A 25,756-nucleotide genomic window follows, 5' to 3' on the forward strand; every position below is an offset into this window, starting at 1 on the left:
TGAAGAAAAGAAATGGCAAATGATTTCGAGCGTACAGTAGTTACCTGCATTAACCGGTATTTTACCGAACACCGGATGAAAGGATTTGCCTACCGCCTCAAACAGGCACGCTTCAACTCCCAGTACGTTGACATCATCGTCGACTCTTTGGACCCTGCGCATTATCTCGCAATTGAGTGCAAGTCGCTGAAAGGAAAACGACTGTCGTTTTCCAGCAATTTTCATAAAGACAAAGAAGGCGTGCATCAGATCGATAACATCTCGGGTTTTCTCAAATACACCGGCCGCAAAGGATTCCTCGCGGTCGAGTTTCGCGGCAACGGCCAAAAAAACGAAGCATACCTGATGCCCTGGGACAAAGTCTGCGCATTTTATGATATGCAGGCAAGTATTCCAATCGAAGAGTTCCGCAAATGCATTCCTCTCGAGCGCACATCCTATGGATATTATCTGGAATGTTTTTCGGTTTCGCCGTCAGACTAAATATCCCTGAGCGCCAATACGTATAGAATCTATGCGAGGGTCGAACAGATTTTTATCACTGAATGGAAAGCCGGTCAAAACGCCGGTTGTACTCGCATCCATGGCGGGAATCACCAATGCCGCGTACGTTCTCGAACGTGCCGCCCACGTCGGAGTCGCATTTATCGGTGGATTTTCCCTGGACGCTGCCACGCAGGAAGCGGCAAAACAGCTGGTTGCAGCCGGCCGCACCGAGTTTTCCGACAGTCTGGATGACATCGCAACAGAACTTGCAATGCTCGAAGGCTCCCATGTGGTGATCGGTCTCAACCTTCGCGGCTCAACCCCCGATGCTTTTGTTGCGGCCGCCCGCAAATTCGGCAAGGAAGTCATCTACGAAATCGACGCCCACTGCCGCCAGCAGCCCATGATCGATGCCCACTGCGGTGAATATCTTCTCTATAACACCGATGCCCTCTGTGACATCATCCGCGCCCTTCATGCAGAAGGCGTCACCGTCTCGGTAAAAACCCGGGCCGGCGTCGTTGACGACCGGCAGCTTGCGCGAAAAGTCTGGGCTGCCGGCGCAGACATTCTGCATGTCGATCTGATGGATACCGGATACACCCGCATCCGCCAGATCAGAAATAGCTGTCCTCTCATCCTCATTGCCAACAACAGCATCGACTCGCCTGACAAGATGATGGACATGTTCTCGCACGGTGCTGACCTCGTCTCTCTCGCGAGAGGTGCAAGCGTGCCGACTCTTCAGCTTCTTGACCGCTACATTCGCGCGACCGCCGAAGAAAGCGGCTGGTACAACTCCCCGAAACAGCTCTGCCGCGGCGGCGACCTTCGGTCGCTGACGTTCTGCTGCATGCCGGTAAAACAGTGTCCGCTCTTGTCAACCCTTGACTCGATTGGCATGACCCGACAGGATTACCTCGCATTAAAAGAAGGGCTCGTGCAGGACTCGCCAATCTCGCAGGGAAGCCACACCTGTTTCGGCAGCCTTGCCTGGTGCTGCAAATCTTCCACGCCTTGTATGTTCCGCGATATGACACTGAAGGCTGTGCCTCTTCCGAAGAATGAGTACATGGCGCTGAAGCGGGATCTTGCGGATGGTATCATGGAGAAGATCTTCGCTGATGTCCCAACCGACTGCTGAACCGGTAACAATCGCTGAGCTCGCGCAGTTTGCGATGCTGCTCGAGGTCACGGCAAAGCAGAAGCCCGGCAACATCGATCGGTGTCATGATTATGATGATACCTGCCTTACCCATTTTCTGGCGTCCGCGGTTCTGGCAGGGCCGGTGTTTTCCCGTGTCGCGGCTGGCGGCATCTCGCTTGGGGAAGCGATGTACGATGCGGTTGCCAGAACCAATATCCATAACGGCGGCAACACGCATTTCGGCGCGTTCATTCTTCTTCTTCCGCTGATTGCAGGAAAAGGCATTGCCAGCGCGGCAGAGCTGGTGAAGATGACGTCAGTCAACGACGCTGTTCTCTTTTACCAAGCGTTTGGTCTTACGCAGGTGCGGGTCCGGTCTGAGGACCCGATGGATGTGAATGATCCCTCGTCGATTCAGCGGCTGATCGATGAGGAGATAACAATGTATCAGGTCATGGAGTATTCTGCCTCGCATGATATGGTTGCCCGCGAGTGGACGAATGGGTTTCTGCTGACCCGCAAAGCGGCTGACCTGTTGTTTGAACTTGGCGACGGAGCTGAAAACATCACGAGGATGTTTCTGTCATTGATGGCGAAGTATCCTGACACGTTTATTGCAAAAAAGTTTGACGAGGCAACTGCCGCAGCCGTGATGCAGAAGGCGGCCGCAGTTCTTGCCGGCGCACAAACTCTCGCAGACTTTGATGAGGAGTGCATCAGGAAAGGGATCAATCCCGGCTCTCTTGCTGATATATGTATTGCGGGAATTTTTATCGCACTTTTAGAGGGATGGAAATGGGACTGTTAGGCGAAGGAATTACTGAGGTTATTGCGGTAACAAAAGATAATGCGGCCCCGATGGGAATTATTGTGAAGCCCGGAATGTCTCCGCGGATGATTCTTTTTAAGGGGTCGGCGACTGTTGAAAATATTCTCAAACACGGATGGGTTACGGCAAACTTTGTCTCTGACTGTTATCTGTATCCGCAGTATGCATTTTCTAATGCTGCTCCTTCGGATTTTTCCGAGGTGTTTGTTGGCGGTGTTATGATGCAGCGGCTGCTGGGCGCTGATGCGTGGATGGGATTTCTGACGCGGGTTCTTCATGAGACTGAGGAGACGTATTACATCGAGCTGATGCCGGTAGCGTCCGAGTATATCCGTGAGGATCCCCGTCCGATTAACCGGGGTTTCAACAGTGTAATTGATGCAACCGTTCATGCAACGCGGTATGTCCACAGCAGAGATGATTCGCTGAAGATGCTGATCGAGTATCACTTGGGAATTATTGCCAAATGCGGTGGTCCGCGCGAGCGTGAGGCTGGCGTTTTGCTGAAAGAGATCTGCGGGCTGTAATTTTTTTTTTGCGATTTTTCAAGAATGATTTTCAAACACGAACCACACGAAAAAACGTGAAATATTCACCACACAAAATGGTACGAAAAACACGAAATAGGAATTTCGATGCAATGTTTTCGATTTTTTTCACCACTGCTACTTAGTAATTGAATCCTGAATCCAAAACCTGATTTCGCGTTTTTTGAAATATTTCGTGAATTAATTATTTCGCGTTTTTTCGTGTGGTTCGTGTTTCAAAAACAAATTCAAATTAAAAAAGAAAAACGGTTCGAAAACCGTCTCTTACTTTTTGGTCACTACGGTAATGCCTGCGTCTTTGAGTGCTGCTTTGAGCTGCACATCCTGAATCGACCCAAGCTGCGGATCAGCGATCACCACATTGTTTCCTTCAGCGCTGCGGTCCTTGACCCATTTGACAAACAACTGCCAGTCATCTGCCGGAGAGTTGATGGACGCAACAAGGCCTGAACCTTCCTGCATTACCGGAGCGAGAATCTTCAAGCCGACACTGCCGTCACTCATATCAATTGCGCTGATATAAGGCGGAGTTCCGGCAACTGCATACTGAATCGCATTCTGCGCAAGCAGGGTCATCAGCTGCGGTCCGCCAGTTCCCTCAACGAACTTCACATCAGCAATCTTCTCACCATTGATGAAAAGCTCTGCCTCAGAAACCTTTCCTGCCTTGTCCGTGGTCGGCTTCAAGTAGGAGTTGTAGGTGTCTCTGAAGTATTGCCAGTCCTTCAGAAGGACAAACAGCGGAGCATCATGATCGCTTGGCAGGTATCCGATCGAGATCGGTGTCTTTACCGCTGCGGGCGTCGTGAGTTTGCCGCTTGCGATCTGCTGGGTTGCTGACTCGTAAGGGCCGAAGTCATAGAGCAGATCCTTGGACTGTGCCGGAGTAGTGGACGCAAGTTTTCCTGAGATAAGGCCAAGCTCACGCTGGGCATTGATGAACTCCTCATTGCTGTCAAGCCAGGTGTTCGTCACCTTGCTTGAGAACATAATTGTCGGAATTGAAGCCTCCAGCACGTCAACAGAGTTCACGGTGATCTCACCATAGGTCATGTTCTGTTTGGAGAACAGCCAGTCTGCGGTGAGCTCTGCGGCTTTGTCAGGATAGTCGTTGATGTACTTGTTACCCAGAATCGTGAGTGCAACAAGACTTGCGGCGACATCAGGGTTCTTCAGTGCTTCTGAGTTTGCCCCGACAGCACAGCAGGTGTGTTCCACCCACATGCCTTCCGGCGGGAGGTCCTGACTATACGAAACGACTTTGCCGATATCTCCTTCCACACCGACCGCCACAAACGGCTGCCAGATCATGTATCCGTCAACTTTTCCGGTTGCAAGAAGTCCGGGCATAGTGCCTGCTCCGGTGTAGAGAAGTTCTACGGTTGGAGTTTTGTCAGTGTTGTCCGGTGTCGTTACACAACCGGCGACAAAAATCATTGCCACACACACAACAAGAAGACCTGCAGCTGCAAGCAGATGCTTTTTATTCATACATTCATATTGTTCGACAGATATATGTAGTTTATTATAACGTACTGTGTTGATTTGTTCTGATAAATTACTACAATACGTATTGTGATGTATAATTTTGTATAATTTCCCCTTCCGGTTCACGGCGAAACAGATGAGTTTTTTTCGGTCAGGATGTCAATCTGTTGACTTCATGTATTCTCAAAACGAATATAATTCCGCGATTACTATGCGGATACTCATTCTCGGAGCCGGAGCGGTTGGGCTGACTGTTGCTGCCATGTTATCAGAGCATGCGGAGGTCTACGCTGTCTGCCGGAAAAGATATGCTGACGCAATTTCGGCTGACGGGTTTGTGATGACCGGCATCTGGGGAGAAAAGACCTGCCGCTTCCCTTGCGGCGAGTCGGCTCCGGCAGGGTCATGGGATTATATTATCATTTCAACAAAATCTGCTGCCACGAGAGAGATCTGCGAGAAGTATCATCATCTGTTTGGCGATGCTGAGATCGTGAGCCTGCAGAATGGTATCGGCAACGAGGAGATCATCGGCGAGTACACGAGCCATGTAATTGGTGCAATGATCATTACCGGTTTTGAGTGGCGGGGAGACAATGCGGTGTTTGTCTCGGTTGATGGCGGCAAGACAATGTTTGGCAGGTTTCCGAAAGGAACTGATGATGCGGCCAGGAAACTTTCTGTTCTGTTCAATGCATCAGGCATCCGGTCTGATGTGAGTTCTGATATCAAAAGTGTGGTCTGGTCAAAGGCGTTCTACAGCTGTTCACTCAATCCGCTGGGTGCTGTGATGGAGTGTCCGTACGGAGAGTTGCGCAAAGCACCTGCATGGAATATTATTACGAATATTGTGTCAGAAGCGTTTGCGATCTCAAAGGCAGAAGGCGTTGAGCTGCCGCAGAAGAGTGCTTCTGCTTATCTGGATTTTCTGATGCAGGAAAAGATTCCGCCAACCGCGAAGCATTACAGCTCGATGTATCAGGATATTATCAGTGGAAGGCTGACTGAGGTCGATTACATGAACGGTGCTATTGTGAAGCTTGGCAGGAAGCATGGAATTGCAACGCCGGTAAATGAGATGATGGTGAATCTCACGCATTTTAAGGAGGAACTCAGATGACTGAGGTGCGGCGCTCGGCGATGATTCTTGCGGGCGGCGAAGCCAAGCGGGTAAACGGACGCGAGAAGTATTTTTTCTTTTACAAGGGATGTTCGTTTATTTCGCGGCTGGTGATGACGTTTACGGGAATCACGGACGAGATTTTGATTGTTGCCAAGAGTGAGGAGCAGGCAAAGCACTTCGATGGTCTGCCGGTTCGATGCACTTGGGATAAGCTGCGAGGTCTTGGGCCGATCGGCGGGATTTCGTCAGGGATTTGGGAGGTCAAAGGGGAGTTCGTGTTTATTGCGGCATGCGATATGCCGACGATTCACCGCTCGATTGTGACGTATCTGTTCGAGCATATCGGCGAGTACGATGCGATCATTCCTGAGTGGGAGAATACGGATATCGAGCCTTTGCATGCTGTCTACCGCGTTTCTGCACTGCGGCAGTATCTGACCCATCATGAGTCGCTGTCGCTTCGCGATATGGTGAATTCGCTGCATACGCTGCGGGTGAGTTCTGAGGAACTACGCAGGTTTGATCCAAATCTTGAGACGTTCCAAAACATCAATACGCTTGATGAGCTGGAGGCTTTGGGTCCTGATGCTGCGTATGAAGAGAAGCATCCCGAACGTTTAGATTAAACAGTTCCGCCCACGATTCGCATGCCTTCGGCCTGCTCACTGCTTCGCAGGAAAAACGGAGTTTCACGGAATCTGAAAACAACTCATTTGATATGAAAATTAAATCCCAATTCCATTTTTAATCGGGGACTTGATACGAAGTATCAGAAGTATTTCCGTGCTGTTCACTTCTGCTCCGTGATTTTTTTTTCCGTGAAACTCCGTGTGTTCCGTTTTCCCTGCGAAGCAGTGAGCAGGCCGAAGGCATGCGAATCGTGGGCTGAGCGGCAAATGGTGTCTGACAACAAACGAACGTATAGCCAGCATCCCTAAAAAGACTCCCATACTACCATAATTTTCTCAAAATCTTTTGAGTAGCAACTCTACCTTTAAGGGAACAGACGCAGTATCTTTCATCAGACAATACGATTCAGGGGCTCAATTCATGATATCACCGTTTGAGAAAATCAACCACTTCATCAACAAATATCCGTTTATTGTCGGCTGTATTCTCATCCTCATCGTACTCGTCAGCATCTACGGCTCAACAAGCATCACCTTAAGCACCACCATTCAGATGCCTGACAAAAACGACCATGCCGCATACGTGTTTCAGGATTACCTCGACAACTTCGAAACCGACCCCATCATCCTGATGGTCCAGGGCGACGACGTTCGGGACGTCAACATCATGCAAAGCGTCGTCTTGCTCGAACAGCTCATGCGGCAGGAGGACGGCGTCACCAACGTCGAAAGTGTGTATGATATCGTCATCAGCTACACAGACGGCGTAGCTCCTGCCAATCAGGAGATAGCAAACGAAATCTTTGCACAAATTCCTGAAGACGTTCTCTCCTCCAGCATGCCGGATCATCAGCTGCTGCTTGTTGAAATAACCACAACCTACGGTATGTCCGATGACCAGCAGATGAAACTGCTTGATGCACTCGAAACCCTTCTGCCGCTCGTTGATCTGCCGCCTGCCGCAACCCTGACCTTTGCCGGAGACGCAGCGCTCAACAATGATATGGGATCCACGCTCACAACAGAGGTTGGAAAACTGCTTGGAGCAGCGTTTATTCTGATGCTGACCGTGCTTATGGTTCTGTTCCACCACGCACGCTACACTCTGCTGTCCATTGTTTCCGTTCTGAACGGACTTTTAATGACATTTGGTGTCATGGGTCTCCTGAAAATCCCTCTCTCAATGGCAACCTTAGGCGCTCTGCCGATTCTTCTTGGAATCGGCGTTGACTATGCAATTCAGTTTCACTCACGATTCGATGATGAGATACGAGAGCATCCGTTGCCGGACGCGCTCAAGACCACCATCACCAAAACCGGTTCGGCAGTATTTTTCGCCATGATTGCGAGCGCTCTCGGGTTTGTGGCGATGCAGGTCTCAACACTTCCTGACATTCGCCAGTTCGGTTTGGTCGCTATTCTCGGACTTGCCTGCTGTTATGTCTCGGCAATTCTCATCATTCCACTCACGGCAATTCTCACCGATTACAAGCCGAAGCCAATGAAGACCCCGAAGTCAGGGGAAAAACCTCCGCTCACCGTGCGCTACAATGAGTTTCTCAGAAAGACCGCTCTGAAGGTCACCAAATATGCGGTGCCGATTCTTTTGATCTTGTGCGTGATCGGCGTTGTCGGACTTTACGTAGACGAGGAGATCCCGATCAACACCGACATTGAGACCTATGTTCCGGCAGACATGCCGGCACTCATCAACATCAATACCGTCACGAGCGCTATCGGCGACTTGGACGGAATGCAGGTGGAGGTCACTGGCGGAAATCTGTTGAGTCCTGATGCCCTTGAGTGGATGTATGATTGGGGAAACAACGAGCTTGTCGCGCATGAATGGCGATTCATCAGCGTAACAAGCATTGCAACCATCATAGCCGATGCAAATAACGGAGTGCTGCCTGCGTCCCAGCAGGAGATTGATGAAATTTTCGCAACACTTCCTGAAGAGAAGGTGAGGCCGTATCTGAACGGGGGACAGACCGCGATTATTTCGTTTGGTATGAACGAGATCTCTCAGGACCTGGCCAGATCCCTTACCGAACAGGTAACAAGAGATATTGCGTTCTATCAGCCGCCTGCGGATATTGAGGCGGTTGTTACGGGCGCTCATTACTCGGATCTGGAGATGATGAAGGAGATGAAGCTTGGCAAGATGCAGATGACGGTTCTCGCATTCATCATCATCTTCCTGTTCCTGACAATTCTCTACCGGAGCATGGGAAAAGCGGTTGTCCCGCTTATCCCGATTGTGATGATTATCGGCTGGAACGGAGCGGCGATGTATATTCTGGGCATTGAGTACAATGTTCTGACGGCAACGATGGGGGCGATGACGATCGGTATAGCTGCTGAGTACTGTATCATGATGATCGAACGCATCTATGAGGAGATGGAGACAAATGATACACTGACTGCTGTGCAAAATGGTACGGGAAAGATCGGGTCGGCAATTACGGTTTCTGCCTGCACTACCATGGCGGCATTTACCGCGCTGACAGTTTCGGATTTTCCGGTCATCAGCATGTTCGGGGTTGTCACGGTGATTGCAATGGCATTCACGCTTATCGGGGCAATTGTTGCGGTTCCTGCGGCAGCATCGATTGTTCTTCGCGGTAAAGGCAAGGGGGATGCGCAGCCGCGGCTTTGAAAGCGTGGTTCGCGTTTCGCAGCTCCGTCCACGGAAAATCGGAACACACGGAAAAACGCACGGAAAAAATCACGGAGCAGACGTGAACACCACGGAATTCTCAAACAAATTTATTTCCGTGTTGTTCACGTCTGCTCCGTGATGTTTTTTTCCGTGGAGTTCAGTGTGTTCCGATTTTCCTGCGAAGCAGTGAGCAGGCCGAAGGCATGCGAATCGTGGGCGGAGCAGAACGTAAGACGGAAGTTTATCATCAGCAAAACCAAAACAAGTATGTACCCGCTTTGGGATAAATCAGGATAACCAAGATGAAAACGATGGAAATTCTCTTCTCCGGAAAAGTACAGAAGGTAGGCTTTCGCGCCTGTGTGAAAAACGTGGGCCAGAACCTCGGCCTTGTCGGAGAAGTGGAGAATCTGCCGGACGGACGGGTTCGGGCACTCGTGACCGGCGAGGAGGTAATCATTGAAAAGTTCCTTGCCATGGTCTACTCCTGTCCGCGAGCGATCATCCGCGAAATTTCCGCAACCGAGTACGTCTTCACCGAGTTCTCCGACTTCTCGGTGAGACGCGAATAAATAGAGAGATGCCTATGAAAATTACAAAAACCATAACCTACTTCGACAGTCCGGGGCCGAAAAATACCGCAGACTGTGCGGAACTTGCCGTAGAACGCGCAAAAGATCTCGGCATCACAAAAATAGTTGCAGCGAGTTCTGGCGGCGCGACCGCACGCGAGTTTGCGAATGCCGTAAAAGGAACCGGCATTCATCTGGTGATTGTAACCCATGCGTTCGGATTCTCCGAGCCCGGCGTCTGGGAGTTTGACGCAGAGCTGGCAAAAGAGCTGCGGGCGGCAGGACACACCGTTCTCTGCGGAACACATGCCCTCTCAGGACTTGAGCGGGCGCTGTCCCGTTCGCCCCGCGTCGGTGGCGGATCGCGGACAGAAGCAGTTGCCGAAGCATTCCGCAGAACGATCGCGGTCGGCCTGAAGGTTGCGGTTGAGTGCGTTCTTATTGCAGCAGATCAGGGAGCAGTCGGCGTGACCGACGAGGTCATTGCGGTTGGCGGAACAGCTGAAGGCGCAGACACCGTTCTCGTGATTCGTCCGGCACACACTGCGGCATTTTTTGATCTGCAGGTGAGAGAGATCGTGGCAATGCCCAGAAACAGGTGAAAAAAATGGCAATCCAATCGCTGGGACAGGCCTTCGGATGGCTGGTGAAAACGCCGCTGGTATGGCTGAGTGGTATTGCATCGGCAGCCATTCTGATGCTTGGCTGGTATTTGTACACCGAAATTGGCGTGAACACGGCTATATCGGTTGTTCTCGTGCTCTCGTTTGTGCTTCCCGCACTTTTTGCGGGAACCTACGGACTCATTGCCGAGAATAGCACCTCTCCTTCCCTGTTCGGTAAATACGCAGTCCATGGCTACTTCCGCTGTCTTCTGCCGATTCTGCTGACGATTCTCATCGCCTGGGTCATCTGGCAGTTCATCGCCTATCTGCTGATGGCGTTCGGCATGAACCTGATGGCTTCAACGCAGACCGCGATGTTCATCTTAATTCCGATCATCTTCTTCTGCTACTTTGCTGATGTCACCGCAGTTGTAAACAAACTGCGGATGTTTCAGTCGATTAAGGACAGCTTCCTCAGAGTGATGAACGGCTCGATCTTCACCGCGATATTTTATCTGATGAATGTGATGATTCTCATCGCCTCATCCTTTGTGGCCTCGTTTATCTGGACAGTTCTTGCCGCAGACCAGCTGATGCCGCTCGTGAGTATGACGGAGAGTGAAGTTCTTGCAATGACGCCGGAAGAGATTCTCGCGCTCTTCGCTTCCCCTGAGGTAATCTTCGCAACCTTTGTCACGATTTCCTTGTGCGCACTGATACTTGTCCCGCTTTTGACGGTGTACAAAGCGGTCTACTTCAAGAAGACCTCGCCGATCCAGCTGCCAACGAGAGAGGAAGTTGCTGCGGCAACTGCAGCTGTAGCCGAGCAGGAAGGCGAGTACGATGAGAAAGGCCGCTGGTACAAATATAAATAGAAATCATGCGGCGTGAACTCTGAAACGCGAATAGCGCGAATAAAAAAAATCGCCAATGGCGATTTTTTATTCCACGAACCGGTGAGCAGGCCGAAACGACTCCTGAAAGGAGGAGTTGAACACGACGGAACGGCGTGTGGAAGGCATGCGATTCGTGCTATTCGCGTTTCAAAATCTCATCATATCCACTCATCACTAACCAGTTTACATTTTTATTCGCGATAATCGCGTTTCAAAATCTGCCATGATAAACCATGGCACAATCTTTATTCCTTTTTCTCTGCAATTACTATTACAACTGAGGTGAATGTTTTAATGAAAATTGGTATTATTGGCGGCACGGGAGATATCGGCAAGGGTCTTGCCCTTCGTCTCTCCGACAAGCATGAGATTATCCTTGGTTCCCGCGAAGCCTCCAAGGCATGCGAAGTAGCAGAAGAAACAATCAGCACGCTTGGCGGACGCAGCTGCAAGAGCCTCTGCCGCGGTGTTTCCAATGAAGAAGCTGTCCGCGACGCAGATATTGTGGTGATATCAGTGATGTTCCAGCATGTTGCTCCAACCCTTGCCGGCATCAACCCGAAGTATCTGGAGAACAAGATCGTCATCTCTCCGGTAAATCCGATGGGTAAAAAGGACGGCTACTTCTTCTTCAACCCGCCAACAGAAGGCTCCGCAGCTCTTGCAATCAAAAAGATGCTGCCTGAGTCTGCAAAAATCGTCACCGGATTCAATAATATTGCAGCACACAAATGGACGCTGCTTGATGAGGAGCTGGACTACACGGTTGCGGTCTGTGGTGACGACGCTGACGCAAAGAAAGCTGTGATGAAGCTCGTGTCCGAGGTTTCCAAACTTCATGCGGTGGACGCAGGACCTCTCGCGGTCGCAGGAATTGTTGAGAGTCTCACCCCGCTCGTGCTGAACATTGCGATGAACAATGGCATGAAAGACGTGGGCGTCCATTTCAGCTGAATAATTTTTTATCTTTTTTTTGTTTCACTCGCGAGGGTTTCTGCTCCGCCCACGGAAAAACGGGCCACACAGAAAAACGCACAGAAAAACATCACGGAGCAGACGTGAACAACACGGAATTTGAAAATAATAATGTTGCAAAAATATCTGATCGAAATTTTGAAAAACCACGAAATTTATTCGCGGTGTTGCATAATATTTAAAAAATTATTTCCGTGCTGTTCACGTCTGCTCCGTGATGTTTTTTCCGTGAAACTCCGTGTGTTCCCGCGAAGCGGTAAGCAGGCCAAAGGCATGCGTTCCGTTTTTCCGTGGGCGGAGCAACGTAACACACAACACCATTTTTCTCCTTGCGCGTTTACGCAATAAAACCGGTAAAGCAGGTACTTCGACACCCGAATGCATGCTAACATGTAGCATATAAAAAACCCGCTCGAAGCCGTATTCATGATTTTGCCAATTGTCAGATATTTTTTGAATCAGGACGATAATTAACGGCAAAATTATCGGAAATCCAATACCTTTTATATCGGATAACGCCAACATTACAGTTGTCAGAGAGTGGTCAGGATACATGTTTATTGCGAACCACCAATGACAGGAAACAAAAACCATGTCGAAGGTAAACCCGTTTGAAATGGCCCAACACCAGCTTTTGGACTGTGCAAAGATCCTCAAGCTCGACCAGGGCGTTGTCGACATCCTCATGCAGCCGCAGAGGCAGATACAGGTTTCCATCCCGGTCAAGATGGATGATGGAACGACCCGGGTTTTCCAGGGATTCCGTGTGCAGTACAATAATGCACTCGGCCCGTACAAGGGCGGTATCCGCTATCACCCGGACGAGACCATTGACACTGTTCGTGCACTGGCTGCATGGATGACCTGGAAGGGTTCTGTTCTTGGTCTGCCGCTTGGCGGAGGCAAGGGAGGTGTTGTCTGCAACCCGAAGGAGATGTCCAAGGGTGAGCTCGAACGCTTAAGCCGCGGATATATCCGTGCTCTGTGGAAGAACATTGGTCCGGACACTGACGTTCCGGCTCCAGACGTCTACACTGACGGCCAGATCATGGCCTGGATGATGGACGAGTACTCGACCATCCACGGCAAAAACCAGTTCGGTGTTCTGACCGGCAAGCCGCTCGTCGTTGGCGGATCTCTCGGCCGCAGTGATGCAACCGCAAAAGGCGGTATGTACACGCTTCGTGAGGCAGCAAAGGAGCTGAAGATTGATCTGTCCAAGGCAAAGGTTGCAATTCTTGGTTTCGGCAATGCCGGAAGCTTTGCAGCAAGTCTGGTGCAGGAGATGTTCGGTGCAACTGTTGTTGCGGTAACCGACTCCAAAGGCGGTGTCTATGACGCAAATGGTCTTGACATTGCATCAGTTGGCGGACACAAGAAGCAGACGAAGTCAGTTATCGGATACAAAGGTCTGCCGAAGCTGACCAATGATGAGGTCATGGCTCTGCCAGTTGATATTATCATTGCAGCAGCGCCCGAAGAGGGAGCAATCAATGATAAGGTTGCCCCAACCGTGAAGGCAAAGATCATCTGTGAGCTGGCAAACGGCCCGACTACACCGGAAGGAGATGCAATTCTTCACAAGAACGGTGTCCACGTTATCCCTGACTTCCTGTGTAATGCAGGTGGTGTGACCGTTTCCTACTATGAAATGGTTCAGAACATGTACATGCACTACTGGAGCCTTGACGATGTCTATGCAAAGCTGGACACGGCAATGACGGCGTCCTACCACTCAGTGCTTGCAGCATCCAAAGAATACCAGATCAACATGCGCCAGGCAGCTTATGTGGTTGCGGTAAAGCGCGTTGTTGAGGCAATGAAGATCCGCGGCTGGGTATAACCCTGTCTTGGACCTGTTATTTTTTTCTCGCGATTGTTCTGTTTTTGAAGATTTTGATTCCGGCAAATCTGAGGTTTTTAGTACTATCTGAGTATTTATCAGAAACTGCGGCCCATTTCTGAATATGACGAAATCAGAATCATCTGAGCTCTACCTCCCGCTCCTGAAGTCGCTTGCTGATGGGAAACCGAGACGAATTGCAGCACTTCCCGACAAGACCGGAGAGACGTTTTGCGTTCTGCCGAATGATCTTGGTATTAAGGAGCAGAAAGACGGGTCCTGTGATTATCTTGAGCCGATTCTTGCGGCAAGCATGGAACTGGAAAAGGCCTGCCTTATTACGAAGTCAACGGATAATGTCTGTACGATTACCCAGCGTGGTAAGGATCTGCTGAAGGAGAATCCGAAGCTGATTGATACTGCGGTTCTGATGCGGTATCCTGAGTACAAGAAACAGTAACGATGAGAAATTTTTCAAAATATTTTTTTCCTTTTTGGCATGCGAATCATGGTTACTCCAAGCGAGATCAAGGACAGAAAAATCCCAAAACAACGAAACTCATCGCCGCGTAACTCCTATTGAAAAAAAAATCTGAAAAAGTTATCGGCAGGAAATTTTTCCCGCAAAAATTCTTGCAGCTGCAAACGCAGGATTGTCAAACAGATCCACAGGCCCGGAAAGTTTTCCGTTTGCAACCGAAAAGCCGAGAGCGACGACTGGCACAATACCTGACGCAACATTTCCTCCGTCGCAGAGACTCACCGGCATGAGAACGCCATCCGGCGAAACTTTTGGTCTGGCAAACACACCGCAGAGTTCGCTCGTGCTCGGGTACGGGGTTTCCGCTCGCGCGAGCATGACAACGCCCGCGGCAGCTGCTGCGGGCGTGTCAGCGTCAGCTGCAACGCCAATGATTGCCGAAGTTTTTGCAGCGGTAATCAGGCGATGGAGGTCCTGTGGTGTCTGAAACATCGACGCGTCTTCTGTGCAGAACACAAAACCGGTTTTGTCTGCGAGGGACGCAGTCGTAAACGGGTTGGCAAACTGTGCGAGGAGAACAGGGTTCCAGAACTGCGGAGTCGCAGCTCCCGCGAGGAACAGTACAAAAGCCTCACTCTCGCGTTCCGTAAATGAAAGGCCGGTTAGTACCGGCATGTCGTCACGGATCAAGAGTCTTCGTTTCTCGGAAGTCTCGGTCGCGGCTTTGACTGCCGCATCCTTCAGCGCAGCAATAACTGGGGACGCCCCTCCTTCCTGATGCACCATCACCAGAACCAGCCAGTCAGCAATATGCGTCACCAAGGAGTCGGTCAGAACAGTTCCCTCCGCCTCCTTGAGAACCTTTGATGCTTTTTGCAGAACATCAGGAAATACGGTTACCGACCCTGCAACGCCGCCAAGCGGCAGAGCACACACTGAAATTGTCGTTGCCATACCTTACGCGCGGTGAATTTTTTCGATCGCTTCAATCATACCGCGGCTGCCGACATAGATCGGAGTTCGCTGATGCACTTTTGCGGGAGTAATCGCAAGCGTATTTGACACGCCGTTTGAGACCGCTCCGCCAGCCTGAGTTGCAATAAATCCGATTGGGTTTGCCTCAAACACCAGCCGCAGTTTTCCGTCCGGCGACTTTTCCGTTGGTGGATACGCATACACGCCGCCGTACTTCAGCACCTGATGGAAATCGGCAACAAACGATCCCGAGTACCGGTTTTTGCCGCCGGCAGCTTCGATCTCTGCGATGTACTTCGTATGTTCCGCCAGCCACTCAGTGCGAAGCCCGCCCGAGCCGTAGAGGTTGCCTTCCGGCATCTTGACATTGTCCTCCAGCAGCTGATACACACCGTTTGTATTCAGCGCAAAAATCGCAACTCCGCGTCCGACCGTGAGCGTCAGCGTGGTCATGGGGCCGTAGAGCATATAGAACGCTGCCTTCAGATTTTTTCCTGCCTGTAAAACATCGCCGTCGTAGATGCCGACAATTGTTCCGACACACAGGTTCACCGAGATGAGGGATGAGCCGTCAAGGGGATCCATCACGACCGAGTACTTTGCTGCTGACGAGAACGTGGTGATATCGTTCTGTTCTTCTGATGCGACCGCACGCACAAGCCCGCTTCTGGCGAGCACACGGGTGATATGGGTGTCAGACCAGGTATCCATAGCGGCCTGCTGTTCCCCGGACGCATTCGTTGACCCGGCATAGCTCTGGTTGCTGATGAAGGCCGCCCGAATGGGTGCGGCCTGCTCGGCAATCAGGATGATTATTTTGCTGAGGTCTTCATACACGCCTGAGTTTTTAAGATATTCTTGTAAGGTCGTCATGAATATTCACTGTATATTCATTGGATGTTTTTGGTAATAAGAGGGTTCGTCAACTGCGATGCGTCTGGTATGTTTATCAGCTCCGCCCATGGAAAATCGGGACGCATGCCTTTGGCCTGCTTACCGCTTCGCGGGAACACACGGAGCTTCACGGAAAAACATCACGGAGTAGACGTGAACACCACGGAAGAAAAAAATTATTGTGATATTTCCGTGTTGTTCACGTCTGATCCGTGATTTTTTCCGTGCGCCTTCTGTGTTTTCCGCTTTTCCGTGGGCGGAGCTACAATGAGCGTTAGTTGCCATAAACGAATTCATCAGCAACACCTCCCACATCAGAAATGCTATATGCATTTTTTTTCAGATAAGTAGAGTAATGTCTGATCTCCCGTCGGGTTTTGAGAGTTTTTCCGCGTCCCGGAAATCCGCATTCCTCGAAGTGCAAAAGATTGCCGAGACTCAACCAATCGTTGGAACATTCTGTACGTTTGTTCCCCGCGAACTGATTCTTGCAGCGGGAGCTGCACCAATCTCGCTCTGTTCAGGAAATGATGAGGTGATAGCAGCAGCTGAAACTGATCTGCCAGTCAACTTCTGTCCTCTGGTGAAGTCGAGCTATGGGTTTGCAAAAACCGGCAAGTGTCCGCACTTTCACTTCGCCAAACTGATTGTCGGGGAGACGACCTGCGACGGCAAGAAAAAAATGTTTGAGTACATGGGTCAGGGCAAACCGGTTCATGTGATTCATCTGCCGCAGATGACCGATGAGGAGAGCGTCGCGTTTCTGGCAAACGAGTTCCGAAAGTTTGCGAGACGGCTCGAAGAAATATTTTCCGTCACCATCACGGATGAGATGGTGGCAAAACAGATCTCTCTCGTGAATGATGAGCGGCGTGCTTTGCAGGATGTCTACCGGCTCGCGAAGTCTGACCCTCCGCTGTTGTCAGGTAAGGAACTTTTTGTGATGTTCAACACATTCACAACTTCAATAGGCCACGAAGCAAAACTTGCTTCGGCACGGGTCCTGAAGGAACAGTACAGCTCTCGCCCGGCGGGCGCGGGCCCACGCCCAAAACGGATTCTTCTGACAGGTTCTCCGATAACAAAGGCGACGGTCAAGGTGATCGATGCGATCGAGTCTGCGGGAGGGTCGGTAGTGTATATTGAGGGCTGCGTTGGTTCAAGGCCCAACGAACTGCTGGTGGATGAGAAAAATCCTGATGTGTATGATGTGCTCGCCCGCAAGTACATCAAAATTGCCTGTTCCTGCATGACGCCAAACGACGGACGGCTGCAAACGATCGGCGAGAAAATCGATGAGTATCATGTTGACGGGGTTGTGGATATGGGGCTTGTTGCCTGCCACACGTTTAATGCTGAGAGCACGCTGCTGCGCGAGTACGTGACGAAGACGAAGTCTACGCCGTTTATTCATGTGGAGACCGACTACTCGCAGGCTGATTTCGGCCAGTTGTCCACACGTCTGTCGGCATTTCTGGAGATGTTATGATATACTCGCTCGGGGTTGATGCAGGATCAAGGTACACGAAGTTTGCTCTGATGAGTGGAGACAAAATTCTTGATCTGCGTATGGCTCCTTCAGGCTGGAACACGAAGGAACTCGCTCAGGAAATCGCAGACGAGCTGTGTCAAAAGCATGGGATCTCCCGATCTGATCTCAGAATCACGGCGACCGGTTACGGCCGCGTCGCGGTTGAGGCGGACTCGGCGGTGACGGAGATCACCTGCCATGCGCTTGGCGTGCATTATCTGAATCCTGATGTTCGGACGGTGATCGATATCGGGGGTCAGGACAGTAAGGTGATCGTCTGCGATGCGGATGGGTCGGTTGTGGATTTTATTATGAATGACAAGTGTGCTGCCGGCACCGGAAAATTTCTTGAGATGATGCTTGAGACGCTTGGGGCAACGTTTGCGACGCTGGATGATGTGGTGAGGGATGCTGTTCCTATCAGAATCACGAGCACGTGTGCGGTGTTTGCCGAGTCCGAGGTGATCGGACTTCGTGCGAAGGGTGCTGACCGTGCGGAAATTCTTGCAGGCGTCGTTGCCGCGACTGCTGATAAGGCGGCTGGTCTTTCTGCCCGCGTGAGGGTTGCGGATACGGTTTGTTTCTCAGGCGGTCTTGCGTCAAGCGAGGCGGTTCGTGCGGCTCTTGCTGAGCGGCTGGGTCGTGAGGTAGTGACGGCGCCAGAAGCGCAGTACGCGGGAGCGATAGGGGCTGCGGTGAAAGGCGGGATGGGATAATTTTCTGGGTTACACTGGTGTTGCCCATTAAATTCCTGCCTCCTGCCTCCCACGGAAAAACGGAGCACGCGGAAATATACACGGAAAAAACAACACGGAGCAGACGAGAACATCACGGAAGTATAACGTTGAATGTGAGTTCCGTGCTGTTCACGTCTGCTCCGTGTTGTTTTTTTTCCGTGCGTTCCGTTTTTCCGTGGGCGGAGCTACGATGAACGTTAGTTGTCAATAAACGAATTTACGAACAAAACCGATTACACTCCATCCTCATATCTGCCTGAGTGCAGACCCCGCATATCCCGCAACCGCCTCGGAACGCGTGGTAAGAATGATATTCGTCCGCCTGCCGGCATCCGCTGCGAGCCGCATCAGAGCAGAGATATGATCCTCGTCAAGTGCGGTCTCAATATCATCGATCACAATCACCTCAGGCAGATCTTCAGAGACAAAAAGCACCGCATAACAAAGAAGCCTCAGTGTTCCTTCTGAGAGATACTGCACCGGAATTAACATTGGTCTCTTCTGTGACTCCCAGCGCAGAGATTTTTCCGCTCCCTCTTTGATCACGACAAATCTGATGAACTCAGGCTCGACTTCTGAAAGTGCCTGCCGGATTTTTTCAAATGCATCCGGATAATTTTCCGCGAGATAAATCAGGCATGCCTCAAGATTTTTTCCGGTCGGATAGAGCACTCTGCCGGTATCATTTATCTCATGGCTCCTGATCGCCGAGGGAAGCAGAGACCCGATCCACCAGCGGTTCATCTCACGCATGAGCGGATACACCTCGCTCTCCTTTCCATCCATGGGGACCCCGAAGATGCTTTCCCGCTCACAGGTCTTCACCTCGGTCGTCTCAAACTGAGTGGGGTCTTTGTGATCTGCGACAATCAATTTTTCGCGTCTGAGTATGAGCCGTGAAGCATCCTTTGGATCAAGGGCGAGCGCAGCCGTGTAGGACTCTCTGCCCCGCTTCACAGACAACGTAATCTCTTTTGTCTCTTCAGGGCCGAAGTGAAAAAGTGCTCCGGTGTTCGAAAAAACTTCTGTCCAGTCAGCAAGAGACCTTCCGGCAACTGCTGCAAGTAGACGAAACGCTGTCACAATCGATGACTTTCCGGTTCCGTTTTTTCCGAAAAATACCGTCAGACCGTCTGCTTCCACGCAGTATTTTTCAAAATGCCGCAGTCCGTGTATCTCAATTTTTTCGAGCATGGTGATGAAATGGTATGCGAGGAATGGGATTCGAACCCATGAACTCCTTGAGACAGGGTCCTAAGCCCTGCGCCGTTAACCTGGCTTGGCAACCCTCGCGCTGCAAATATGCTCTTAATTATGTGGAACGGATGTAAGATGAACTTTCTGTAAAAGCAGGCGTTATTGTTTCCTTTCCTGCAACTGAGATGGGGAGTGGGGTAGGGCGTTGATCATAATTTTTGGGATTTTAACTGCGGTCTCACTTGGAGTAACCACTGAATGCACGGAAATATCACGGAGCTTCACTGAATGCACGCAGGCGTTCTCCGTGTATTTTTACTTTCCGTGAAACTCCGTGTGCTCTGTGCATTCCGTGGTTACTCCAAGCGAGACCACAGTACCATCAAAAAAAAGCATTAGTAGTTTGCCAGATACCGCTTGATTTCCCAGTCGGTGATGGCGCGGGAGAACTCTCCCCACTCAAGTTCGCCCAGCCGGTTAATCTGAGCAACCACATGCTCGCCCAGCACGTCGCAGAGAAGTTTGTCCTCCATAAGGGCATTGTTTGCCACCTGAAGGTTCCAGGGAAGACAGCGGATGCCGGCTTCGCTGCGTTCAGCTGCGGTCATGCGGAAAATGTTTTTGTCGATACTTTCCGGCGGTTCAATTTTATTGATGACCCCATCCATTCCTGCCGCAAGCATCACGGCGAACGTGAGATATGGGTTGCAGGTCGGATCAGGGCTGCGGAGTTCGGCACGGGTACTTCGTCCACGTGAAGAAGGGACGCGAATCAGTGTGGACCGGTTCATCGCCGACCATCCGACATAGACCGGTGCTTCGTATCCCGGGATCAGCCGTTTGTAGGAGTTGATCGTCGGGTTTGCAACTCTCGTGATGCCGTCGATGTGTTTGAGCAGGCCTGCGATGAAGTGGCGGGCGGTATCGGAGAGCTGATGGTCGCCGTTCGGATCAAAGAATGCGTTCTCGCCGTCCTTCATCAACGAACAGTTGACATGCATGCCGGAGCCGTTGATTCCGTAAATCGGTTTCGGCATAAACGTTGCATGCAGATTGCGTTTCAAGGCAAGCGTCTTTGCCACAAACTTGAATGTCACCACTTTGTCTGCCATGCCGAGCGCATCGCCATAGGTGAAGTCGATCTCATGCTGGCTTGGCGCCACTTCGTGATGCGATGCCTCAATGTTGAAACCCATCTCCGAAAGCGAGATCACCAGATCGCGGCGGACATCTTCGGCCGGGTTTGCGGGAGTCTGATCAAAGTAGCCGTTGTGATCCTGTAAATTCACCGAGGCATGACCGTCCACCATGCGGAAGAGGAAGAACTCCATCTCTGGGCCTACGTTGAAAGTGTAGCCAAGCTTTGCAGCTTTTTCTATCTGTGTCCGCAGAATGCGGCGGGGGTCACCTGGAAATGGTTCGCCGTGCGTTGTGTAGACATCGCAGATAAACCGGGCTGAGCGGAACTGATCGTCAGACCATGGGATTATCTGATAGGTGGACGGGTCCGGACGCAGCAGCATATCGGACTCCTCCAGCCGCGCAAACCCCTGAATAGATGACCCGTCAAAACTGATGCCATCGGTCAGTGCCTTCTTCATCTGTTTCGTCGGAATCGCAACGTTTTTCGGCTTGCCTTCCAGATCCGAGAACTGGAGGAGAACCGACCGTACATTATCACCCTCAAGCTTGGAGAGTATTGCGTCGATTTCGTCAGAAACCATGTGTACATGTGGGTGGTGAAACGATATTAATCTTCGATTCATGGGGAGTTTGCTCACTTGTAATGTCACGAAAAAATTCTGTTGATTTTTGAAAAAAAACGCGAATGGCGCGAATCGCATGCCTGCGGCCTGCTCACCGCTTCGCAGAATAAAAAAATCGCCAATGGCGATTTTTAAGAACTTATGAAAATTACATATTTTTGGATCGTTTTTTTTTCGTTTGGAAAAGTATAGAGATTTTTTCATTCGTGTTTCAGATGTTCATTTTGCGTACCATGACGAACATTTAATAGTTCTAAAGTCTATGATTCAATCAGGCAGAGATACCCCATCTCAATGGTATCTGCCGGGGAGTGATAGCATAACTTCGGTCAAAACCACTACAGCCACCCAAAAATCTCCACATGCGTTGTGAATTAAACCATCCTCATGCACCAAGGCGATCGATTTGGTCTGCCAGACAGATACAATACGAGGGAGGGAACATCCCTCTAATTTTTTTTAAAAAAACATATCCAGCGTCGTCTTCTTCGCCTTCGTTGGATCGAACTCGTCCCAGTCCCATCCGAGAGCATCGAAGATCCGTGTTAACGGAGCACGAATCGTTTTCTCCAGCATCGTCTCCCAGTCGATCTCAAACGCGTCGTCAGGAATCTGATCAGGATACTCAAAGCAGAGCACATCAGTGTTTGGATACTTCTCAGGATCGTTCGAGCGTTTGATGTAGAGCCTCTTGGGCTTGCTGCCGCGTTTGAAGTCAGTCCCAAGATACTTATTCGAGTACTGTGCTCCCCGGCCGTGAGCATCAAGCACCGCATAATCGCCAAGGGCCTTGTTGATGCCGCTTGGAATCCCGGCTTTTTCCAGAGGACACCTCCCTGCCCGATACATCCGCAGAACCTCAGGCAGATACTCCTTCACCTCCTCCTTGCCGTTGCCTTTCAGGATCATCTCCAAAACCCGCTCCTGCACCTCGCGAGTGATAGGCGCTGAATCGGACCGTTTCATCTCAAAGCCGGTAATGTCAATCTTATTGACCTCCTGCCCCTCCTTCCAGATCAAGTGGCCGGCGTACCGCTTTTTTGCCCCGCCCTGAAAAAATCTCCGGTAAATTTTCTCGAACTTGATTGAGAAAAAGTTCTGTTCCGCACCAAGCGTATCGCGGGCAAAGTCGGTGTAGCTCGCATTCAGCTCCTTCTCCAGACTCTCTGCAATCGCCATGGTTTCTTCCAGGGAAATATTTGGCAGCTGCACGAAACAGGAGTCGGTATCTCCGTAGATGACCTCGTATCCACGCGCTGTGATGATGCCTTTCGTGTGCTGAATGATTGCCCGCCCGACCGAGGTGACAGCCGACCCGATGTCACGGTCGTAAAGCCGGAACCTTGAGAATCCCGACACCCCGTAGTAGGTGTTCATGATGACCTTCAGCACACTCTGCTGCATATCATAGAGCTTGTACTCGGGCGAATCGTAGGGGAACGTGTTCCTGAGTTTTTTCCGGTCATCACGTTCGGTCATCAGCTCGCTGATGATGCTGCGGGTCAGACCGTCAGGACTTTTTTTGAACCTGATGCCGTTCGGCGCATGAATTTCGCCGTCCGGCGACTTTGTCTCAGGCGACGCGTTTAACGTCATCATCGCCATTGGATAGAGAGACTTCAGATCCAGCACGATCACATTCTCCTTCACTCCTTTGCTTGGCGCAAAAACGGTCGCGCCTTCAAACTCTTCGCCGGTTGAGTTCCCTTTTGAGGGAAGCACGAATTTTCCGTGAGCTTTTCTGAGAATGTAGATGTCAATTACGTTTGAGGAGTTCAGCGCTTTGTCGAGTGGACACCCGACGTATCGCGAGACCTCCTGATAAAACTCGATGATGTCGTTTTTTCGGTTGATGCCTACGCACAACTCCACATCCTTGAAGTTGTACTCCACCATTTTGAGGGGATCATTGTTCCAGAGATCGCCCAGCGTTCCGGCATACCTGACCTTTCGTTCGCCGAGTTCATCCTCGGCGATCGCGTCAAGCCGGTAGGACTCCTTCTGACTGCTCTGCATCTTTTTGTAGGCGGTCAGAAGATCAAAGATGACGCGGCCGCGCATGGCGTCGCGTTCGGTTGCGCCCGGCAGACGGGCGAAGGCATCGGTTTTGAATCCGAGAACTTCGGCACGCCGGAGAATATACATCGCATCAAAGTCGGCAAAGTTCCAGCCTGAGAGGATGTCAGGATCTTTTTCGCTGATGTAGGTGATGAATGCGGTGAAGAGTTCCTTTTCGGTGTTGTAGACGCAGATTGTGTGGCTGTCACGGACAAAGCAGCCGTTCGCGAGTCCCGGCTGCTGATAGTAGTCGACACGCGTTTTCCCCTGAAGCACGAAGCTGGTGTAGTGATCGTCGTAGGAGTCGTGGCAGGTGAGGCAGATGATCGGGTCGCGTTCGGGTTCGGGAAATCCGTTGCGGTCGTCGCACTCGATATCGCACATGCAGACGCGGGGATGCGACTGCACGACTGCGGGCATGACGTCGCGGTAGCTGCAAATTTCTGCGGGAGCGGTTACTCCGCCGGTGAGGCCTGCGTCGATTAAAAAACGGGTGGCAAACGGAATGTCTGCCTCGTAGTGGTGGTAGCGGTCGCGGACCGTTCTGACGTCGGTCGGTTTCTGGGTATAGATGCGGCGAAGCGGTTCACCTTTGATGGAGACGGCTTTGTCGCTGGTTACTTCAATATTGTCCGGGTGGGGAGCGTCAGCCTCTTTTTCCCAGGCCCAGAAGTACGGGCGGAAGTCTGTTATCTGCAGATGTTTTGCTGTTCCGTCTGTTGTTCTACCGAAGATATGAACGACCGGCCCTCCGGGTGCGTTGGTGTACTCGGCCTGATTGATGGCTATGGTTATCTGGGAGTTTTCTTCCCCGGCCATCAGACTCTCCGGCAGATGTCACGCAGGAATTCTGCTGCATCCTGAAGTTTTTTCTCTTCCCATGCATCGAGTTCCCATGAGTCGTCGACTTTTGCACCATTTTTACCGAGAGTTGCCGGAAGTCCGAGGGCGCAGCCGTCAATGCCGTAAGCGCCGTCAGCAGGAATTGAGCAGGTGATGAGCCGGCACGAGTCGGTTGTAACGTCCTTTATCATGCTGCAGATATGGTAGGCAGGGCCGAATACGGTGCCGGATTTTCCTTTGATGACCGGCATGGAGGAGGCACAAATGTCCTCAAGAATTTGTTCTCGGACTGACTCCGGGACTTCGACGTCGAGCCGCGAAAAGATCGGGACCTGATGATCGCCATGTTCTCCAAGAACGCGTGCGTCGCCTGTAATCCCGCAGGATGCGAGCGCGACGGCAAATCTCCGGCTGTCTAAAAGGCCGCCAAATCCCATGACCTGTTCCTGTGAGAGGCCGGTGTGTTTTGCAAAGTACCAAGTGAATGCATCCATCGGGTTGGTGATGACGATTAAGTGACCGCCGAATCCGCCGAGCATCTCGGTTGCTTCGCGGGCGACCGGTAAGTTTGCTTCAAAGAGGTCGGCGCGCGTTTTGATGTCCGGGGTTCGTGCGGCTCCGGCAGAGAATACACAAAAGTCTGCGTCGCGGAGGCGTTTTGTGTCGGTGGAGACGGTGATGTCCATTGCGTGCATCAGGTCAAGTTTTTGGGCGGTGAGCATGGGCTCGTACATGTCGTGCAGGATTATTTCGTCGGCGAGACCGAGAGAGGCTGCAAGGAATGCAACTTCTCCGCCGATCCGTCCGGCACCAAGGCATGCCAGTATTGTCATATCCTGTAGTATTGATCTGAACAGGATATCAGTATTGGGAAACCTGTCTGTAATATTTTGGATGTCGCTTTGTCGCTTCGTTTCGTAGCTCCGTCCACGGAAAATCGGAAAACACGGAGCTTCACGGAAAAACAACACGGAGCAGACGTGAACAACACGGAATTTTAAATAGGAGTTACGCGGTGTAAAATAGCATAAGAAAAAAGGGTTTCTCTGCCCTTGGTTTTATTTGGGGCAACCACGTATCGCATGCCTTTGGCCTGCTCACCGCTTCGCGGGAACACACTGAACACACGGAATTCCACGGAAAAAAACACAGAATACCGCTTCGCTTACGGAAAACACGGAACGCATGCTTTCGGCCTGCTTACCGCTTCGCGGGAAAGCCTAAGGAAGTTGGAATTTCACATCGGAGACATCTACACATACCCGTACTCTTAGTCTTTCCGTGTTTTCCGTAAGCGAAGCGGTATTCTGTGTTTTTTCCGTGGAATTCCGTGTGTTCAGTGGTACACGGAATGTCAGAAAGGCGTCTCAAAAAAATCGGTAGCAACTGCCGCCATTTAACGATATCTCCGGTTGAGGGAGTAATTACAGAAGACAAGAAAATGTCAAAGTGCTTTGACATTTGTGTGAAA

The 25,756-nt window shown here is 51.0% G+C and carries 23 protein-coding genes and 1 tRNA gene; 15 read left to right on the top strand and 9 right to left on the bottom strand.

All coding sequences use genetic code 11. The features are described 5' to 3' along the window. Positions 1-12 precede the first annotated feature (12 nt). Genes McpCs1_RS08845 through McpCs1_RS08860 form a run of 4 tightly spaced genes read left to right on the top strand, consistent with a single transcriptional unit; the run spans position 13 to position 2,989 of the window. Positions 13-483, top strand: coding sequence for a Holliday junction resolvase (locus tag McpCs1_RS08845; protein ID WP_338096892.1), 471 nt, complete (start codon positions 13-15; stop codon positions 481-483). 31 nt (positions 484-514) lie between these two features. Next, positions 515-1,630, top strand: a complete 1,116-nt coding sequence (locus McpCs1_RS08850; RefSeq protein ID WP_338096893.1) for a methanogenesis marker 9 domain-containing protein — start codon at positions 515-517, stop codon at positions 1,628-1,630. Then, on the top strand, positions 1,611-2,441 hold the full coding sequence (locus tag McpCs1_RS08855) for a triphosphoribosyl-dephospho-CoA synthase (RefSeq protein WP_338096894.1): 831 nt from the start codon (positions 1,611-1,613) through the stop codon (positions 2,439-2,441). Before McpCs1_RS08850 ends, McpCs1_RS08855 begins: the two co-directional genes overlap by 20 nt. Continuing rightward, entirely contained in the window at positions 2,429-2,989 is a 561-nt protein-coding gene (locus McpCs1_RS08860; RefSeq protein WP_338096895.1) for a DUF447 domain-containing protein, read from the top strand. The genes McpCs1_RS08855 and McpCs1_RS08860 overlap by 13 nt, the downstream gene beginning before the upstream one ends. 285 nt (positions 2,990-3,274) lie before the next feature. Here McpCs1_RS08860 and McpCs1_RS08865 read toward each other — a convergent pair whose 3' ends face one another. Next, positions 3,275-4,501, bottom strand: coding sequence for an ABC transporter substrate-binding protein (locus tag McpCs1_RS08865; RefSeq protein ID WP_338096896.1), 1,227 nt, complete (start codon positions 4,499-4,501; stop codon positions 3,275-3,277). 208 nt (positions 4,502-4,709) lie between these two features. On the opposite strand from McpCs1_RS08865, the gene McpCs1_RS08870 reads away from it, so the two are divergent. From McpCs1_RS08870 to npdG, 7 genes are all read left to right on the top strand, one after another. Beyond that, positions 4,710-5,618, top strand: coding sequence for a ketopantoate reductase family protein (locus McpCs1_RS08870; RefSeq protein WP_338096897.1), 909 nt, complete (start codon positions 4,710-4,712; stop codon positions 5,616-5,618). After that, the gene (gene mobA, locus McpCs1_RS08875) at positions 5,615-6,247 is read left to right on the top strand and encodes a molybdenum cofactor guanylyltransferase (RefSeq protein WP_338096898.1); all 633 of its coding nucleotides are present in this window, start codon (positions 5,615-5,617) and stop codon (positions 6,245-6,247) included. The genes McpCs1_RS08870 and mobA overlap by 4 nt, the downstream gene beginning before the upstream one ends. 424 nt (positions 6,248-6,671) lie before the next feature. Further along, positions 6,672-8,909 carry an efflux RND transporter permease subunit gene (locus McpCs1_RS08880; protein WP_338096899.1) on the top strand — a complete coding sequence of 746 codons (2,238 nt, stop codon included), beginning with the start codon at positions 6,672-6,674 and terminating at the stop codon, positions 8,907-8,909. 305 nt (positions 8,910-9,214) lie between these two features. After that, on the top strand, positions 9,215-9,484 hold the full coding sequence (locus McpCs1_RS08885; RefSeq protein WP_338096900.1) for an acylphosphatase: 270 nt from the start codon (positions 9,215-9,217) through the stop codon (positions 9,482-9,484). A gap of 14 nt (positions 9,485-9,498) precedes the next feature. Further along, positions 9,499-10,086: a pyruvate kinase alpha/beta domain-containing protein gene (locus McpCs1_RS08890; protein WP_338096901.1), complete on the top strand. Its 588-nt coding sequence runs from the start codon at positions 9,499-9,501 to the stop codon at positions 10,084-10,086. 5 nt (positions 10,087-10,091) lie between these two features. Beyond that, a complete protein-coding gene (locus tag McpCs1_RS08895) occupies positions 10,092-10,964 on the top strand; it encodes a hypothetical protein (RefSeq protein ID WP_338096902.1) in 873 nt (290 codons plus the stop codon). A 315-nt stretch (positions 10,965-11,279) separates the two neighbouring features. Further along, positions 11,280-11,939 (top strand): NADPH-dependent F420 reductase, encoded by a 660-nt coding sequence (npdG, locus tag McpCs1_RS08900; protein WP_338096903.1) that lies wholly within the window; start codon positions 11,280-11,282, stop codon positions 11,937-11,939. Positions 11,940-12,161: 222 nt separating this feature from the next. Here npdG and McpCs1_RS08905 read toward each other — a convergent pair whose 3' ends face one another. Further along, positions 12,162-12,515 carry a hypothetical protein gene (locus McpCs1_RS08905; protein ID WP_338096904.1) on the bottom strand — a complete coding sequence of 118 codons (354 nt, stop codon included), beginning with the start codon at positions 12,513-12,515 and terminating at the stop codon, positions 12,162-12,164. A gap of 37 nt (positions 12,516-12,552) precedes the next feature. Between McpCs1_RS08905 and McpCs1_RS08910 the strand changes: the two genes are divergently transcribed. Both McpCs1_RS08910 and McpCs1_RS08915 read left to right on the top strand, forming a co-directional pair. Next, positions 12,553-13,803, top strand: coding sequence for a Glu/Leu/Phe/Val family dehydrogenase (locus McpCs1_RS08910; protein ID WP_338096905.1), 1,251 nt, complete (start codon positions 12,553-12,555; stop codon positions 13,801-13,803). A 124-nt stretch (positions 13,804-13,927) separates the two neighbouring features. Beyond that, entirely contained in the window at positions 13,928-14,263 is a 336-nt protein-coding gene (locus tag McpCs1_RS08915; RefSeq protein ID WP_338096906.1) for a winged helix-turn-helix domain-containing protein, read from the top strand. 141 nt (positions 14,264-14,404) lie between these two features. Here the strand turns inward: McpCs1_RS08915 and McpCs1_RS08920 are convergent, their stop codons facing one another. Both McpCs1_RS08920 and McpCs1_RS08925 read right to left on the bottom strand, forming a co-directional pair. Beyond that, entirely contained in the window at positions 14,405-15,238 is an 834-nt protein-coding gene (locus McpCs1_RS08920; protein WP_338096907.1) for a fructose 1,6-bisphosphatase, read from the bottom strand. 3 nt (positions 15,239-15,241) lie between these two features. Then, positions 15,242-16,132 (bottom strand): class 1 fructose-bisphosphatase, encoded by an 891-nt coding sequence (locus McpCs1_RS08925; protein WP_338096908.1) that lies wholly within the window; start codon positions 16,130-16,132, stop codon positions 15,242-15,244. 376 nt (positions 16,133-16,508) lie between these two features. On the opposite strand from McpCs1_RS08925, the gene McpCs1_RS08930 reads away from it, so the two are divergent. Together McpCs1_RS08930 and McpCs1_RS08935 are read left to right on the top strand one after the other, a co-directional pair. Next, positions 16,509-17,642 (top strand): double-cubane-cluster-containing anaerobic reductase, encoded by a 1,134-nt coding sequence (locus McpCs1_RS08930; RefSeq protein ID WP_338096909.1) that lies wholly within the window; start codon positions 16,509-16,511, stop codon positions 17,640-17,642. Then, positions 17,639-18,400 (top strand): acyl-CoA dehydratase activase, encoded by a 762-nt coding sequence (locus tag McpCs1_RS08935; RefSeq protein WP_338096910.1) that lies wholly within the window; start codon positions 17,639-17,641, stop codon positions 18,398-18,400. The genes McpCs1_RS08930 and McpCs1_RS08935 overlap by 4 nt, the downstream gene beginning before the upstream one ends. A gap of 267 nt (positions 18,401-18,667) precedes the next feature. On the opposite strand, the gene McpCs1_RS08940 is transcribed toward McpCs1_RS08935, so the two are convergent. From McpCs1_RS08940 to McpCs1_RS08960, 5 genes are all read right to left on the bottom strand, one after another. Continuing rightward, positions 18,668-19,615, bottom strand: a complete 948-nt coding sequence (locus McpCs1_RS08940) for an AAA family ATPase (RefSeq protein WP_338096911.1) — start codon at positions 19,613-19,615, stop codon at positions 18,668-18,670. A 15-nt stretch (positions 19,616-19,630) separates the two neighbouring features. Next, positions 19,631-19,714 (bottom strand) — tRNA-Leu (locus McpCs1_RS08945). Positions 19,715-20,013: 299 nt separating this feature from the next. After that, positions 20,014-21,342: a type I glutamate--ammonia ligase gene (gene glnA, locus McpCs1_RS08950; RefSeq protein ID WP_338096912.1), complete on the bottom strand. Its 1,329-nt coding sequence runs from the start codon at positions 21,340-21,342 to the stop codon at positions 20,014-20,016. Positions 21,343-21,843: 501 nt separating this feature from the next. Further along, positions 21,844-24,261 (bottom strand): DNA-directed DNA polymerase, encoded by a 2,418-nt coding sequence (locus McpCs1_RS08955; protein WP_338096913.1) that lies wholly within the window; start codon positions 24,259-24,261, stop codon positions 21,844-21,846. Continuing rightward, the gene (locus tag McpCs1_RS08960) at positions 24,261-25,118 is read right to left on the bottom strand and encodes a malate dehydrogenase (RefSeq protein WP_338096914.1); all 858 of its coding nucleotides are present in this window, start codon (positions 25,116-25,118) and stop codon (positions 24,261-24,263) included. Before McpCs1_RS08960 ends, McpCs1_RS08955 begins: the two co-directional genes overlap by 1 nt. Positions 25,119-25,756 lie beyond the last annotated feature (638 nt).

The organism is Methanorbis rubei, from assembly GCF_032714495.1.
Lineage (GTDB): Archaea > Halobacteriota > Methanomicrobia > Methanomicrobiales > Methanocorpusculaceae > Methanocorpusculum > Methanocorpusculum rubei.

Excerpts from the sequence above, each read along its gene's own strand:
- McpCs1_RS08845 (WP_338096892.1), top strand. The coding sequence starts at position 13 with ATGGCAAATGATTTCGAGCGTACAGTAGTTACCTGCATTAACCGGTAT.
- McpCs1_RS08850 (WP_338096893.1), top strand. The coding sequence starts at position 515 with ATGCGAGGGTCGAACAGATTTTTATCACTGAATGGAAAGCCGGTCAAA.
- McpCs1_RS08855 (WP_338096894.1), top strand. The coding sequence starts at position 1,611 with ATGTCCCAACCGACTGCTGAACCGGTAACAATCGCTGAGCTCGCGCAG.
- McpCs1_RS08860 (WP_338096895.1), top strand. The coding sequence starts at position 2,429 with ATGGGACTGTTAGGCGAAGGAATTACTGAGGTTATTGCGGTAACAAAA.
- McpCs1_RS08865 (WP_338096896.1), bottom strand. The coding sequence starts at position 4,501 with ATGAATAAAAAGCATCTGCTTGCAGCTGCAGGTCTTCTTGTTGTGTGT.
- McpCs1_RS08870 (WP_338096897.1), top strand. The coding sequence starts at position 4,710 with ATGCGGATACTCATTCTCGGAGCCGGAGCGGTTGGGCTGACTGTTGCT.
- mobA (WP_338096898.1), top strand. The coding sequence starts at position 5,615 with ATGACTGAGGTGCGGCGCTCGGCGATGATTCTTGCGGGCGGCGAAGCC.
- McpCs1_RS08880 (WP_338096899.1), top strand. The coding sequence starts at position 6,672 with ATGATATCACCGTTTGAGAAAATCAACCACTTCATCAACAAATATCCG.
- McpCs1_RS08885 (WP_338096900.1), top strand. The coding sequence starts at position 9,215 with ATGAAAACGATGGAAATTCTCTTCTCCGGAAAAGTACAGAAGGTAGGC.
- McpCs1_RS08890 (WP_338096901.1), top strand. The coding sequence starts at position 9,499 with ATGAAAATTACAAAAACCATAACCTACTTCGACAGTCCGGGGCCGAAA.
- McpCs1_RS08895 (WP_338096902.1), top strand. The coding sequence starts at position 10,092 with ATGGCAATCCAATCGCTGGGACAGGCCTTCGGATGGCTGGTGAAAACG.
- npdG (WP_338096903.1), top strand. The coding sequence starts at position 11,280 with ATGAAAATTGGTATTATTGGCGGCACGGGAGATATCGGCAAGGGTCTT.
- McpCs1_RS08905 (WP_338096904.1), bottom strand. The coding sequence starts at position 12,515 with ATGTATCCTGACCACTCTCTGACAACTGTAATGTTGGCGTTATCCGAT.
- McpCs1_RS08910 (WP_338096905.1), top strand. The coding sequence starts at position 12,553 with ATGTCGAAGGTAAACCCGTTTGAAATGGCCCAACACCAGCTTTTGGAC.
- McpCs1_RS08915 (WP_338096906.1), top strand. The coding sequence starts at position 13,928 with ATGACGAAATCAGAATCATCTGAGCTCTACCTCCCGCTCCTGAAGTCG.
- McpCs1_RS08920 (WP_338096907.1), bottom strand. The coding sequence starts at position 15,238 with ATGGCAACGACAATTTCAGTGTGTGCTCTGCCGCTTGGCGGCGTTGCA.
- McpCs1_RS08925 (WP_338096908.1), bottom strand. The coding sequence starts at position 16,132 with ATGACGACCTTACAAGAATATCTTAAAAACTCAGGCGTGTATGAAGAC.
- McpCs1_RS08930 (WP_338096909.1), top strand. The coding sequence starts at position 16,509 with ATGTCTGATCTCCCGTCGGGTTTTGAGAGTTTTTCCGCGTCCCGGAAA.
- McpCs1_RS08935 (WP_338096910.1), top strand. The coding sequence starts at position 17,639 with ATGATATACTCGCTCGGGGTTGATGCAGGATCAAGGTACACGAAGTTT.
- McpCs1_RS08940 (WP_338096911.1), bottom strand. The coding sequence starts at position 19,615 with ATGCTCGAAAAAATTGAGATACACGGACTGCGGCATTTTGAAAAATAC.
- glnA (WP_338096912.1), bottom strand. The coding sequence starts at position 21,342 with ATGGTTTCTGACGAAATCGACGCAATACTCTCCAAGCTTGAGGGTGAT.
- McpCs1_RS08955 (WP_338096913.1), bottom strand. The coding sequence starts at position 24,261 with ATGGCCGGGGAAGAAAACTCCCAGATAACCATAGCCATCAATCAGGCC.
- McpCs1_RS08960 (WP_338096914.1), bottom strand. The coding sequence starts at position 25,118 with ATGACAATACTGGCATGCCTTGGTGCCGGACGGATCGGCGGAGAAGTT.